The sequence below is a fragment of the Spirosoma spitsbergense DSM 19989 genome (assembly GCF_000374085.1).
Taxonomy (GTDB): Bacteria; Bacteroidota; Bacteroidia; order Cytophagales; family Spirosomataceae; genus Spirosoma; species Spirosoma spitsbergense.
On the sequence record NZ_KB893420.1, the window covers coordinates 1 to 14,575 of the forward strand.

Sequence of the window (14,575 nt, forward strand, 5' to 3'; positions counted from 1 at the left end):
TTGTGGTGATAATTAGAAAAGCAGGCCTGGTAAGCATCGGGCTCTTCCCGAATGGTGCGTAATAGTTCGTCCGTTTGTTGAAGTTCTTTAAGCTGGCCCACGCTAAGCTGCTGCATTAAGGACAAGTTCAATAATTCGTCCCGGTAATTCTTGATGTGCTGCACGACATCACCATGGGTGACGGCCCGTTCAATGGAATACTTATGCTTGAAAAAGAAAGACAGGGAAATGGCGGGTTTCTCATAATTAATGAGTTTCAGGTTTTTCAGGGGCTTACCCGGCCGGTTGTAGGCTTGGTACTGCTTCATATACTGCATGGGAATGAAGTAGTATTCCAGGTGGGAATCAGCTGGGGGCGGATTGCTGATCTGGTTGATACCCGGTGTCAGGGCGATGGCCTGTGTTTTAAGGACGGTGCGCAGGGCAGAAAGGGGTGCTTCGTCGTTTCGTTTGGCGGGTTTCTTGGACATCAGTACAAGCTGGAAATATATGGTACTTATTTACTATAAAAGTAAATAAGTACTTCTTCTTTTGCAATAGCCTTCTTTCCCCTTTACACCAGAATTTTTCGCTTTGATCTTTTATCCATTTATCAATAATTTGTTTGATTGATTTAGGAGCCCTTGAACCTGTTGTAGATCAGTAACTTACAAGCCTAAATAAGAGGTTTGAAATAAGTAAATAAGAGGTTTGAAATAGATTAAATTAGCCTAAATAAGAGGTTTGAAATGGGTTAACAAGAGGTTTGAAATAAGCATTTAAGAGGTTTGAAATAGATTACTATTCAACTAAGAGGTTTGAAATAAGAGGTCATAACTCCGTCAGTGGTAGATAAAAACCACCTATTTTTTGATAAAAATAGCCGAATATGGCCTTTTGAAGCCGACTAAATAGGAGGTTTAAAATAAGTGCAACGACCCAATTAAGAGGTTTGAATAAACTATCTATATCTCTGTTTATCATTCTGTTAGCACTAAAATTAAGTACAATTACATAGTTTTTGTCATGACGTAATTTTTGCATTATAGAACAGGGCAGTTATGTAAGCAACGATCAATACCAAGAGAAAAAATAGGGTAATAGGTAAGCGCAGCGATTGACCAGCAGTTCGGCGCTTCTGGAGAAAAGTTGGTATCATATAGGGTATTATTTTGAGAGTAAGAGAAAATCAAATATGCCCGTTGCGTTGATCGCCTTACCAAGGGTAGTCCCCAGGCGGTAAAAGTACCAGTAACCCGGTATAGAATATTAGCACCTTGTTGGGATACCAACTTCCTGTCCGTTATGATCAGACTGGCGGTACACGTATAGTAGAGCTGAGGACCTAGCAGATTTATAATCAGATCAGCTATTAGGCCCATTGAATCGGTTGCCTATCAATACGCATCAAAATAGCGTTTTTTTTCTTCAGATAATTTTACTAAAAATCTTTAATTTTAATAAAAGAGTGTAGCGAATTTTATAACCTTATGCGTTATAAGTATGGTTTATCTATAGATCATATTTGACATAAGGAATGAGCATTTTAGAAAAACTCAACCGAAAGAAAACGGGTCTAACTGCCTACGCTCAACACGAAAACGAATACGTCTATCCCAAGTACGAAAGACCTTTAAAAAGCCGCATAAATTTTAAGGGCAACGAGGTAATAACCCGGAGCTTCAATGACTGCCTAGGGTTACAATCTGATGAACGGATAATACAAGCAGAAGTCGAATACGGTTCTGGCTATCCCGGTGGGTCACGGCTATTAACCGGAAATACTGCGTATCACAACAAGTTAGAGCATGGAATTAGTCAGCTAATAGATAAGGATGTTTTGCTTCTCAACTTCGGCTACCAAGGTATCGTGTCTGCCGTGGATAGCTTGGTGGATCGACATGATACTATCATTTATGATCAACAAGTTCATACCAATTTGATCGATGGCGTCAGGCTTCATCAAGGCCCCAAATTCTCCTACAGACATAATGACATTTATCAACTAGGCAAGCTACTTTCTAAAGTTCAGCCCAGTAGTGAAGTGTTGGTTTTAATGGATGGTGTGTTCAGTATGCGAGGAGATAAGGCCAATGGAACGGACATTCTTAAGCTGAAAGAGACTTATGATTTTACCCTTCTCGTAGACGATACCCACGGATTTGTAAGATTTTATGAACACGGATCAGTTGAAGAATTAATGCCCGAAATAGACATTTATATCAGCACTTTTGCCAAGGCTCTGGCTACCACGGGGGGATTTGTAGCCGCCCGTAAAGAATTCATTGACTACTTTAAGTACAATTTACGTTCGCAAACATTTAGTCGCACCCTCCCCTTACTTACCGTAGCCAGTGTCCTTTTCAAGCTAAAGCTATTAGCTCAAGAAGGTGATGAAAGACGAAACAAGCTCTGGAAAAATACCCGATTGCTCCAGGAAGGATTGAAAGCGATGGGGTACGACATTGGCAACACTTGTAGTCCCATAATCCCCGTCTACCTGACCTGTTCAGAAAAATCAGCCGCTGCTTTTCTAAGAGAGCTTCGCTATACCCATGGCGTATTTTGTAGCCCTGTTGTATATCCCGTCGTTCCAAAAGAGACCATGATTCTTCGGCTCACAGTAACAGCCCTGCACATTACCCAAACGCTGAATGCCTTTGCTAAACTTCAGCAAACGTTTGTGTTAAACAGCGTACGGGAGTGCAGTGAAAACCAGTAAGAGCCTCCACTAATTTCTTCTCATTTACAGAGCGAGCGGGAACAGTACAAAGCTCATTTTCTATCCACAAATTTATCTTTATACATCTGATTTTCAATATATTATCTGAAAAACTGAACTCAGGTGAATGTGTTTAACGGCCTAAAAAACTCAGGTTATAACTGAGTTTTCATCTTAAATCTCTGATTATCAACTATAAAAAACTGATTTATAACTGAGTTTTATGGAAAAAAGTAAAGAGAAAGACAAGCAAGTATTGATTTCGGCTGATCTGTTTGCTGAATTTGAACAGATGGCAGACAGCTACGGATTATCTAAAAAGGGCCTGCTGGAAGCGATGATTTTCTACTTCAAAGCCACCCATGCCGATCCCCGAGATCCTAAAGTGGATAACCCAACGGACGCCATAAAAGCCTTGGATAGACGACTGGTCTCTTTTATTCGCCAGCAGGAAAACGAGCTGATTCGTCCTATTAGTGACGACATAAAACTACTCCTTCAACTCGTTACCCAAGACTTACCCAAGACGCTTCGTCAGTCGCAGATACGAACCATTGGCGGAGCGTTTAAACCCGAATTTCAAACGGAGCGATTTCGGGCCGTATATGAGGAGTTAATAAAAAAGACGAACTAATTTAATTCTCTATTCCTGTTATGGTAGCCAAGATTACGAACGGAGGTAAAGGAAGCTGTATTGGTTTAGTACAATACTTGGAAAAAGAAAGTCAGGGTAATTGGTTCACGCACGACAAAGGGAATATCAACGCCATTCAGGTAGTTACGGGTATTGACGCGAATCGAAAGCACTTAGGTCAACAAGACGATAAATACTACCAGGTCATCTTGAGTCCGAGTCAGTCAGAGCTAAATCACCTGGGGAATGATCTTCAAAAATTGGAAGCCTTTACAAAATCAACGATGGACCAATACGCTGGTCAGTTTGGAAAGGGGATAAAGAGTGCGGACCTCGTCTGGTTCGCCAAGATTGAGCAGGCGCGGAGTTTTTCCCATACGGATAAAGCGGTGCAACAACAACAACGCGTAGAGGGTGAATCGAAGGAAGGACCCCAAACGCACGTGCACATTATTGTCAGTCGGACGGAAGACTTAACGCGGTACAAAGAGCAAAAAGAAGCGGGAATAATTGAGCGGAAGCATCCTCTTAAATTAAGCCCGGCCACTAATCACCGGATGACTACGCAGGGAGCGGTGCAAGGTGGATTTGACCGGACAGCCTTTAAGCAAGCAACCGAACAACAGTTTGACCGGCAGTTTGGCTATGACCGCCCTTTAACCCAAACGTTTCACTACGCGAACACTTTGCAGAAAGGGAGTCAGGAAGAACGTCTCGCGTTACGACTGGAAGCGTTAAAGCAGCAGCCTAATCACCTGTCCTGGGAGCAATCCAAAGACAAAGTACAAGAAACAAAACGGGAGTTACCTCAGCATAAATCAAAAGAAGATTTATCGCTTTAATTAAGAATATACCTCCAATTGGTTAACTCATTTATGTGCTATTATGGCTAACACACTTTTCATTATTGCAGCCTTTATCGTTGTTGGTTTTCTGATTACTATTTTACTTGGCTTTTTGCGTCAATTAGGCTTAGGATTTATTACAAATTTTGCGCTACGGATGATTTTTTATGACCAGAAGGCTCACTTTAATAATGATGTAATCTGGAACAAACTTTGGCTTCGGTTTGGGGTATTATCCTTTGTTATGGCTTTTGGTGGGTTGATTGTCATGTTCATTTTACATCCTGTAACACCTGCTTCATTCCAATCATCAGCGTTGTTTTATAGTACCCTTCTCGTTACCGGTGCCTATGCCTATTGGATACGAACTGGAAAAATAAATCTTTTCTCATCCCAACCGTCCGAAAAGGATACCATTGCTGAAGGCCAGCCCGTTTTTTCGTTTGTTACCCAGGACGGTATACTTCAGCTTAGAAATGTGTTCCGTGGAATTTTCATTTGTGGAGGCCCAGGCACCGGCAAAAGTAAAAGCCTGATTGAACCCATTATCCAACAGTCCGCAGCAGCCAACTTTACGGGTATATTGTATGATCGAAAATTTCCAACGTTAGCCAATGAGGTGGCGGGGGCTTATGAGGCCAGTAGTGTTACTACCTACTACGTTAATTTTACGGATTTGACCTGTAGTCACCGAATTAATCCAGTAAGCCCTACCATTCTGATCAATGCCAGTTACGCCCGGGAAGCAGCAGTAACGACCATTGGCAATTTGGATTATAAAGCTAGTTTAAAGCGAGACATTTGGATACAAACCGCCGAAGCGTTACTAACGGGTAGTCTCTGGTACTTGCGCAATAACTACCCTCAGTTCTGTACATTGCCCCACGCCAGTAGCTTAATCATCGAAACGCCAACCAAATCCTTACTTGAACTTTTAGGGTCTGATGAGGAGGTTCGTGGTCTGGTTGCTGCCATCACCAGTAGTCAGGATTCGGAAAAGACCCTCGCTAGTATATTCACCACCGTTCAAAGCTATTTAGCTGTTTTAAACACGCCTGAAATCTTTTGGGTCATGAGCGGGGATGATGTACCCTTTGATTTAAATAATCCGGAGAAGCCGGGTTTTTTAGTGGTTGGCAACGACGCCGACTTACCCACTACATACTCGCCGTTGATTTCCCTCATCATTGCTACGGCGACCAAACGGATGAATAAATCCGGCAAACTACCCAGTATCATTATATTGGATGAGGCCCCTACCCTATTCATTCCTAATTTTCATGAGCTGCCTGCTACCGCGCGGGCCAGTAAGGTAGCCACCGTATACGCCGTTCAGGATATAGCACAAATGGAAGGCCAGTTGGGGCCCCAACAATCGGAAATGTTATTGGGCAACCTGTCCAACCAGTTTTACGGCCGTTCGACAAATCCCAAAACGCTGCAACGGGTTACTACCTTGTTTGGCAAACACGATGTGGAATATCAAAGTGTATCCTCAGGCCGGAGTTCAGGGGATAGAAGCTCTTCCAGTAGCCAAAACGTAAGCACCTCCATTCAGCAGCGAGACCGTCTATCCATGCAAACGATTCGGGATCTGCAAACGGGCCAATTTGCGGGTTTTGTTGCTGAGGGAAATACAAACGAGTTTGTTACTCAGTTTGTGGCCCCCCAATCAAAAGCGAAAACCATCGAGTCCTTTACGACTGTCAGCGAAGAGGGAAAGCGGGCCAACTTTCGGCAAATAAAGGAAGACGTTCGCCAAATTGTGCGGGAGAATACAAAACCGACTAAACCTAATTCCCCCCGCTGAACCCCGCAGACCGGATCAACCCGACGGCCCCAAAAAGCCCGACGGTTGGGAAGATTTTTCTTAACTAAATTTTACGGACATGGCTTATGGTTAGACGTTGTAACGCCTAACCATAAGCCATAGACCTACCTATTTTTCAATTTTTCGTATCTGCAATAAAGCGAACCGGATACGATTCCGTTTTCTGGTGGCAAGAGTGACACAAGGTGCGCCCGTTGTTTACATCCCAGAGAGCTTTGCAAGAACGCGCCGATTCTACACTATTTACCTCGTTTTCTCTGACCAATAGGGTAATGCTTACAATATGATCCGCTTCAATAACCCGTTTGCGTCCGTTTCTGGCCCCGCACTGCTGACAGGTGAATCGATCCCGTATAAACACTGCCCGTTTCCATAGTTCATACTCTTCCATCCGGCGAATAAGGCGGACAAGGTTGCTTACTGAAACAACCTTGTCCAGTGATTGACTATTCATGGAATTTACAGGTGTTTACCGTCTATTGAATAAAACGATATAGCCTCTTTAATTAAAGGGTCTAACCCTTCAATCAGGATTTCAAGTTGGCTCGATAGAGTGCCTATTTCGTCGGCTAATAAGCGACCATTTTGAGCCACCATACAGGGGCTTTTGGTCAACAGGTAGACATTGTGAAGGACCTCGATTTGGGCGTAAAAACTGCCAGTAGAGACGAGGGGCAAGCTAATTACTTGCCCAATGAGATTTTGTTCGCCAGTAGAAACGGCGTTACTTTGCACGGTAATCATAACTGTAATGGTTTGTGATTTGTCGCCCCTTCGCTTCTTCCGCCAAGATGTTAGCGTTGGGGCTTTTTAATTATAGGGATTTTCCCTACTGTTTGATAGTATAATATTACAGAACTTGCTATTATAATGCAAGTTTTATTTCAAAAAAATAGTCACTCTAATGCAAGATTTATCTTCACGTTTAAGGTGTCAGCTATTTTCTGCAAAGTTGCAATAGTTGGATTTTGTCTACCACTTTCATACTTACTGACCCGTGATTCACCAATGCCTAACATTTCACCTAACTCTTTCTGAGTAAGTCCTTTGGATTTTCTAGCTTCACGGATGAGTGATGCAACTTGTTGAGCTAATTCTGACATAGTTAATGGTCAATTGTTTCTAACAAACACAGTTGATAAAACAATTAGCGTGTATTTGCAGCTAGTTCGTATTATTGGGTTCTGTGTAGATTAGTACTTCCTTTCCATCTATCATTTCCATGTTGTAAGTCTCTTGGCTTAGCATCCAATTTATGTATGCTTCGAAAGAATCATGATTAGAAAGTCCCTTTGCATAAATAGATTTGAATTGCTCCTCTAATACGTTCAAATCAATGATTTCTGTGCTAGCTTTTTTGGGAGAAGGTTGAGGTGAGTGATAAACAGGTTGCTCAACTTGCCAGACTTTGAATTCCTGAATTAGCTGGTCAGTCATCAAAGCCTTATATATAGCCCCTGCTAATGATTTAATTCGACCACTCTTCTTTGCATGTTGGTAGTACTTTATAACAAACCGTAAGTATTCTTCCGAAAGCTTACCTTGCTCAAAGCGTGATTTTATATCATTCAGAGATTTCAAGCTGACCCCAACCTCTGTAAGTGTTTGCTGAGTGCCTTCCGGCAATTTTACGTCGCTTTGGGTAATTACCGCAGGACGGACAAGAAAAAACTGTAATGAGCTTACTGCCCTACCCTCTTTCATTTGCTGATATTCAAATGCCATATCTGTTTGACTAAGCTCGTGTTTGGCTATGTCTAAAACGAAGCGTTTAAAATCAGCAAAGTTCTGATACCGCTGTTCAAGATTTAGAATCTTCTTCAGTACTGATAGTTCAACTTTGATAATGTCCTTATGAAATGCAGATGATTTGAGCAGCCAGTAAAGCCGGTATGAGTAAAAACTCCTAAACCCTAAAAGAGTCTGAATTTCAGCTACGGTGAAATTTCCCTGTAGTTCTAAAAGATACGGTTTTACGAAATTATTGAACTGAGCAATCAAGTATCCCGATCCTTCTTTGTAGCGACAGGTCGCCATTAATGGATTGCTTATGATCTCCCTCCGTCCTTGTTCGTCTCTAGTCTCTACGTGGATGGTTCGACTTGATAAGCGTACAACTGCTTCCCGCACTTGATTATAGGCCTTCCCTCCTACTTTTTCATCTGGATACAATTCTGACACAGGAATTCGACAAAGCACAAAATCTTTATCCTTTCGGTCTATTCGTCCGAGCAAGCAAACAAATAAACGTGATTCCAACAGTGACATATCATAGCGAGCTCGGATCAAGTCGTTGTGCTGAGCAACCACACTGTCCTGCCGAATTTTCCTAGTGGTTGCACGCTGATCCGCTTCCAAAAATTCGGAATCGTTGCTGAACATTTCTGTTTGTAAATCAGTGGACTTGATACTTTTTGCCATACGATACCCGTCTTATTACAAAGCTAAAGAAAGCCATTGAATTCACAACCTATGCTTACTACTAGGTTGTTGTCGGCATGTACTAAGGCTGTTTTCGCTTAAAGGAATCGAATTGCGAGTAAAAGCCCGTCATATTGATTGTTGAATGACTTATTTAGCCACAGCGTATTATAAAACTAGAAATGCCCCTGTTTTTAACGGTACTTCCCTCGCAACAGAGCTAATTTTAGAGTGTGTGGTGTTTTATCTTTCTCTAACCTATTCATTTGACGGTACTTTCCTCGTAGATGGGGACACATTCATAATGCTGACGTAATTCCACTCGCAGTTTACCAGATAGTCATTTGATAATATCTAATGATTCATAGTATGATGAATTGGGATAGATAATTCTTCATATAACTTCTATTACGGTAGTTTACTCGTAGTTGACGATAGTTTACTCGTAAATACGGTAGTTTACTCGTAGTTGACGGTACTTTTCTCGCAACCTGACGGTAGTTCACTCGCAGTTAACGGTACTTTTCTCGCAACCTGACGGTACTTTCCTCGCAATTAACGGTATTTTTCTCGCAATTAACCAATATAAGTTTCTGATTTTCAAATAGTTATCGCATGTATAATATATTAATAATATGAATATCTAAATGCTAAGCTAATTAAGACAACGGCAGGGACCCTTTTTAAAATTGAAAAAGGGGTTAGGGTACTTGAACCCTTGTTTTTAAATTAATAAAATAAATTTACACCGTGACGGTACTTTCCTCGCAATTCAGCGTACTATTTCTCACAATGTACCACAAGCTCCAAAATTATTTAGTAAGAATATTCAATGTAAGGTCCGTATTACTTGACAAAAATTATTATTTGTCTTAATATTAGGACAAATAGCCGATACCGCTTTATGATAACCAACGCTGACGTTTTATCTTTTTTTCAATTGAACCCAGCTTTGTCCGCTTCTGTGATTGAACAAGAAGCAGGTATTCCTACGACAACTCTTACAAAAGCCCTTGCAGGAGGCCGAATTTTGAACGCAAAGCACCTAGCTTCCCTATATCCAGTGTTAAAGAAGTACGGGTATATTGATGTTACATCCAGAAGGGCAAAAGTTATTTCAATTGCCAATCATAAAGGGGGGGTAGGCAAAACCACAACCACATTGAACCTGGGTAAGGCTTTATCATTACAAGGTAATAGGGTACTACTAATTGATTTGGATTCACAGGGTAACCTATCCCAAGTATTAGGCATCGAAGAGCCTCAGAAGCAAGTAATGCACGCACTTCTGAAGAACGAACATCTACCTATTGTATCAATCAGCAACAACTTTGACTTATCACCAAGCGATTTGGAACTGGCAAATGCAGATTTAGAACTAGTTCAGGCAGTGGGAGGAGTAAACCAGCTTAAAAATGTGATCTCAGGTTTGAGATCACAGTATGATTACATACTAATAGATTGCCCACCCGCTCTTAATATATTCACCAACTCTGCACTGGTAGCCTCCACTTCCTGTTTAATCACACTGCAACCGGAAGCCTCAGCTATGAAGGGTATTAATAACTTGTTTGAGCGAATCATGCAGGTGAGAGACCGAATCAATCATGAGTTGAAAGTAGAAGGGATTGTTCTCACTTTGGTTGATAAACGATTGAACGTGCATAGGGACATGGTCAATTACATCCGGGGTGGAGTGCTTACAAACTTCACTGTTTTTAATGCTGAAATTCGATTGAACGTTGCTTTGAAAGAGTCTCAAATTGCTCAGCAAGACATATTTACGTATGCGAAAGATTCTAACGGTGCAGTTGATTACCGCAATTTGGCTCTAGAGTTGACTGGACAACGAGTCAGCTAGTTCAATCTAATCAGTTTTTTACCTCCATATTGTTATGGCAAAAAAATATCAAATGTCTTTTGATGCAAAAACAATGATTAAAGATCAGAGCTTATTGCGTCATGAAGATATAAAGCAACACATTCTTATTCTACCCGAACTAGCTGCCTATATTCCTCCACTGTTGCCAAATGAGTACAACCAGTTGGAAGAAAATATCAAGCAGAATGGTTGTCGGGAAGCTCTACTTGTCTGGGAGACCGTTGGTGACCAAGTGCCTGGTGTGGAAGAAACTTCAACTGTTTATATTCTGGTTGATGGACATAATAGGTATGCTATATGTCAGGAATACCACGTAGATTTCAAGGTACACGTAATGAACTTCCAATCTATTGAGCAGGTAAGGTTCTTTATGATTGATAATCAGTTAGGTAGACGTAATTTGTCTCCTGAGCAAGTGGCTTATTTGCGAGGATTACGTTATTTGCATGAGAAGAAGGAGAAGGGTAAATATAACCGAGACGAGCAAAAAGGACATTCTGACCTTTATGGAGAAGGAGATGCTCAAAATGGTCTAGAGATTAGCAAAGAACCCGTTGAGGACAGCCAGCAGACGACAGCACACCGTTTAGGAAAGCAATTCAACGTTAGCGAGAAAACGATCAAACGTGATAGTATTTACGCTCAAGGCCTAGAGAAGCTAGCCCCAACCTTTAGAAGGGATATTTTGGCTGGTACGACGAAAGTAGATAAGGCTTTAATACAGCAATTTGGGCAATATGATATATCTAACGTACTAATCTCAAATATAGCTGAGTTAGAAGATGTTATCAAGCAAACAAAAGACAGAAGCAAATTTAACAACGCAAAGAAACAACCCAAGAAGAACGCAGTAGGAGAGAAGCTAAGAGGTCAACTCCGCCAACTTGTTGAAAAACTCGATGGGAGTGGAATAGATATGAATCAAGTCTGTGATGAAATAATCGAGTGTGCCCGTAAGTTGAAACAAAAAACGTAATGTGTCTGTACTGATACTTGCTAAGTGTTCAGAAAGATGAAAGGGTGTTCAATAAAGTATGTCAATTTATGCTGAGGGGAAAATCCTTCCAGCTAAAAAAATAGGTATTACAATGTTCTGACTCCAAACTACTTGTGTAATTAATAAAACTCATTAAAAAATTTGTATTGATGTACATTTTTTTTGTAATATGAATTCAATAATGTAAACGTATCTATCAATATTTGGTGCGCCTCTATGAAGTCATAGTGAGTTGAATTAAATAAAATAAATCATGCCTCAATACTAAGATATATGAAAATGGAAATACAGAAAATATTTGAAAACCTGATAAAGATAGAACCTAAAGTAATGTCTATCGAAAGCTTGTTTAGTAATCAGGACAGAGTTGATAAGACCAATTATAAACCACCTTATCAAAGAAATTATGTTTGGGATGATGAAAAAGCGACTTACTTCATTGAAAGTATTCTTTTAGGTACAGAAATCCCTCCATTGATATATTTTCGAAATTCTGATAAAGTTGAAATAATTGACGGTCGTCAGAGATATCAAACTATTTTAAGATTCATAGGAGACGATTTCAAACTTAAGCCAAACGGTCTTCAAAAGTTAGGCGAGACAGGAATTTCAAATAAATATTTCAAAAATATAGGAGAAAAACTTACTGATTTGTTTTGGGATACTAAATTGAGAATTATTGAATTTAGCTTTCATTCTAAAGAAATGATAAATGATGAAATAGAAGAAATAGTTAAAAAAGAAATTTTCAAGAGATACAACTCTGGAATAACACCACTAAAACCTACAGATATTGCTAAAGCGGCTTATTTTGAGGATGACTTGAATACATACATAAAAAATAAATTAACGGGCGATAAACTTCTTTATCAAGAAATATCAAGTTTGTTCCATTTTGAAAGAATAAATATAGAATTAATTTTAAAAAAAATAAGACAGTTGTTAGTTCAACATCAAATTCCTATCAAATACTACAGTATAAAGAAAGACACTATAATATCTAAATACTATGAATTGTTATACTCAAATATACAGGAGGAGGAAATTGAGCAAAGTTATTCTAAATTCATTGAAAAAATAAACGTACTAAAAAAAATACAGAAAAGGTTGTCTTTAGAAAAGGTAACGTATAATAGGTTGATATCTGAATGCTTGTTTTGGGCCTTGTCTATTTTAGAATCCGAAGAAATTTCTCTCAAGGTTATAGATAAATTAATTATTGATCAGTTAACTCAGTATATAAGCGAAAATATATCTGATTTCTCGTTGATAAGGAGTTTCTTTTCTAAGGAGATATACAATAGATATGAAAAGATAGCGATTTTTTTTAATGAAAAGTTTGGAGTAAACTTCAATCTATATCTTTATTACAACAGCACATTTAAAGAAAAGAATAAGGAAATATCGCCGAACAGAAAAGATCGAATAAGCTTTGATGAATTGCGAATAAATAAACCCGAACCATCATCAATAGCAATTGTAGATATTTCTAGACAGATGGAGCGTCAAAGATTTCTTATACGTCCTCCTTATCAAAGAAGCGAAGTTATAAATAAAAAGAAATCCTCATCAATCATAGAAAGTATCTTACTTGGTATCAAATTACCGCCAATTTTTGTCTTTAAGAGGGAAGACGGAATATCAGAAGTACTTGATGGTCAACAGAGACTTCTTTCTATTTTAGGCTTCATGCAAGAGAGCTATCTTGACGAAAATAATAGAAAGAGTTCATCTAGTAAGAATGGATATTCATTGAGTCTTCGGAATAGTATTCTTGACTCAATTGATGGAAAAAAATTTTTACAGTTAGACCAGGATCAGCAGGATAAAATAAAAAACTTCGATTTATGGGTAATTGAAATAAATCAAAAATACAATCAAAATTTTGAACCTATTGATCTATTTATAAGATTAAATAATAAGCCTTACCCTATAAAAGAAGATACATTTGAGATGTGGAATTCATACATCTCTAGAGAACTTATTGAATCAATAAAAAGTGTTCACAATAAAAATAAAGATTGGTTTTATCTTCGTAAGAATAACTCTCGTATGGAAGATGAAAATATCTATACTTCCCTTATATATCTTCAATTTAGTCAATTCACAAAAGGATTAGACGAAAATCATATATCTAAAGAGTTAGATGTTTACAAAGTAGTTAATAAAATAAATTTTCGTGTAAAATCTAAGAATGAAATATCGAAGGTTCTTGAAGATGTCAGTCGAAAAGATGAATTTATTCGAGCAGTAAATGATTTCGAGTTCGATTTTCTTAAAAACTTGCGAGAATTATTGACGGATGAGTCAGATAAATCTAATTTAACCATAAATAAAACTCTTGACTCAATATTTATAATTGAAAATGGTCGAAGAACGCAACAAAGCTTTTATGCATTGTGGAGTTTTCTCAACGGAATATCTAATGAAGTAATTATCACCCGCAAAGCAGAAATAAGGTCTCAACTAAGAGAATTGTTTGATGCCATGAGTGGGATTGAAAGTAAGCCTGCATTTGATAGAAAGGTTAAGGCATTTAAACAAGAGTTCGGACGTAAAAATGAAAGGATTTTTGATAATGAATTAGAAGAATTTGGGAAAGTGAGTCAATTTGCTCCTTTAGGCGAAATTGCGACAATTACTGGAGGTGTTAATAAATCACAAACCAGTAAAGCAGAAATGGAGGCTATTGGGTATAAATTTATTTACTATTTTAACGTTAAAATTGACCATTTCAAAATAGTAAATTCTGAAATGGAAAGTATACATATTGAAAAAAAGTTAAATTTATTAAGAACTTACGAATCAAAAAACAAAATAGTTTTTCGTAGATCTATAATAAAACCATACCATTTTTCAGTTGCAACTTTTTATAAAGAAGGGCTTTTTTCAAACGATTTTTTGTTAATTATACTTGAGAGAACAGGATTTTTAAAGGAGTTTGTATGCTCTATATTGGGCAGCAAAATGGCTTTTTATTCTCTTTCAATAAGACCACATGATGATGGATTTCAAATATCGGTAACTGATATTAGGAATGTTAAAATTCCGATAATTAACATCAATGAACAAGTTCCGTTCAAGAAAGTAGTCGAGCTAATTCAGATGGGTGCAATTCAAAATGTCGCTATGCGGCCATCGCATAGTTGATTGGCTCAATCTGCTGACGAACCAAATTCCATCGGTTGCTCATCAGGCAAACGCGCAAGTTTAGAACACGCTGCGCACCCCGAATACTCCAGCGTTGCCCAGACCGCTTCAACC

General features: G+C 38.8%; 11 protein-coding genes and 2 pseudogenes. 7 read left to right on the plus strand and 6 right to left on the minus strand.

Annotated features, from left to right (window positions below; genetic code table 11):
* Positions 1-470, minus strand: a pseudogene (locus B157_RS34525) (hypothetical protein); the annotation flags it as partial.
* Positions 471-1,516: 1,046 nt separating this feature from the next.
* On the opposite strand from B157_RS34525, the gene B157_RS34530 reads away from it, so the two are divergent.
* From B157_RS34530 to B157_RS34535, 4 genes are all read left to right on the plus strand, one after another.
* Complete coding sequence (locus B157_RS34530) at positions 1,517-2,701, plus strand: aminotransferase class I/II-fold pyridoxal phosphate-dependent enzyme (protein WP_020602376.1); 1,185 nt, start codon at positions 1,517-1,519, stop codon at positions 2,699-2,701.
* 223 nt (positions 2,702-2,924) lie between these two features.
* The gene (locus B157_RS0105540; protein ID WP_020602377.1) at positions 2,925-3,335 is read left to right on the plus strand and encodes a BfmA/BtgA family mobilization protein; all 411 of its coding nucleotides are present in this window, start codon (positions 2,925-2,927) and stop codon (positions 3,333-3,335) included.
* Between the two features lie 20 nt (positions 3,336-3,355).
* Complete coding sequence (locus B157_RS0105545; RefSeq protein ID WP_020602378.1) at positions 3,356-4,177, plus strand: DUF5712 family protein; 822 nt, start codon at positions 3,356-3,358, stop codon at positions 4,175-4,177.
* Between the two features lie 43 nt (positions 4,178-4,220).
* Positions 4,221-5,990: a type IV secretory system conjugative DNA transfer family protein gene (locus B157_RS34535; RefSeq protein ID WP_020602379.1), complete on the plus strand. Its 1,770-nt coding sequence runs from the start codon at positions 4,221-4,223 to the stop codon at positions 5,988-5,990.
* Positions 5,991-6,126: 136 nt separating this feature from the next.
* Here the strand turns inward: B157_RS34535 and B157_RS38045 are convergent, their stop codons facing one another.
* The 4 genes from B157_RS38045 to B157_RS0105565 all read right to left on the minus strand — a co-directional run bounded on the left by B157_RS38045 (position 6,127) and on the right by B157_RS0105565 (position 8,432).
* On the minus strand, positions 6,127-6,465 hold the full coding sequence (locus B157_RS38045) for an HNH endonuclease (protein ID WP_157618315.1): 339 nt from the start codon (positions 6,463-6,465) through the stop codon (positions 6,127-6,129).
* Between the two features lie 5 nt (positions 6,466-6,470).
* Positions 6,471-6,755: a hypothetical protein gene (locus B157_RS0105555; RefSeq protein WP_020602380.1), complete on the minus strand. Its 285-nt coding sequence runs from the start codon at positions 6,753-6,755 to the stop codon at positions 6,471-6,473.
* Positions 6,756-6,907: 152 nt separating this feature from the next.
* Positions 6,908-7,114 carry a helix-turn-helix domain-containing protein gene (locus B157_RS0105560; protein ID WP_020602381.1) on the minus strand — a complete coding sequence of 69 codons (207 nt, stop codon included), beginning with the start codon at positions 7,112-7,114 and terminating at the stop codon, positions 6,908-6,910.
* 61 nt (positions 7,115-7,175) lie between these two features.
* A complete protein-coding gene (locus B157_RS0105565; protein WP_020602382.1) occupies positions 7,176-8,432 on the minus strand; it encodes a replication initiation protein in 1,257 nt (418 codons plus the stop codon).
* 904 nt (positions 8,433-9,336) lie between these two features.
* Here B157_RS0105565 and B157_RS0105570 point away from each other — a divergent pair.
* The 3 genes from B157_RS0105570 to B157_RS34545 all read left to right on the plus strand — a co-directional run bounded on the left by B157_RS0105570 (position 9,337) and on the right by B157_RS34545 (position 14,461).
* Positions 9,337-10,293 carry a ParA family protein gene (locus B157_RS0105570; protein ID WP_020602383.1) on the plus strand — a complete coding sequence of 319 codons (957 nt, stop codon included), beginning with the start codon at positions 9,337-9,339 and terminating at the stop codon, positions 10,291-10,293.
* A gap of 34 nt (positions 10,294-10,327) precedes the next feature.
* Entirely contained in the window at positions 10,328-11,290 is a 963-nt protein-coding gene (locus B157_RS36705) for a ParB N-terminal domain-containing protein (RefSeq protein ID WP_020602384.1), read from the plus strand.
* Between the two features lie 300 nt (positions 11,291-11,590).
* The gene (locus B157_RS34545) at positions 11,591-14,461 is read left to right on the plus strand and encodes a GmrSD restriction endonuclease domain-containing protein (protein ID WP_157618316.1); all 2,871 of its coding nucleotides are present in this window, start codon (positions 11,591-11,593) and stop codon (positions 14,459-14,461) included.
* Here the strand turns inward: B157_RS34545 and B157_RS38050 are convergent.
* Positions 14,439-14,575, minus strand: a pseudogene (locus B157_RS38050) (ISLre2-like element ISRsl1 family transposase); the annotation flags it as partial. The gene B157_RS34545 and the pseudogene B157_RS38050 overlap by 23 nt on opposite strands.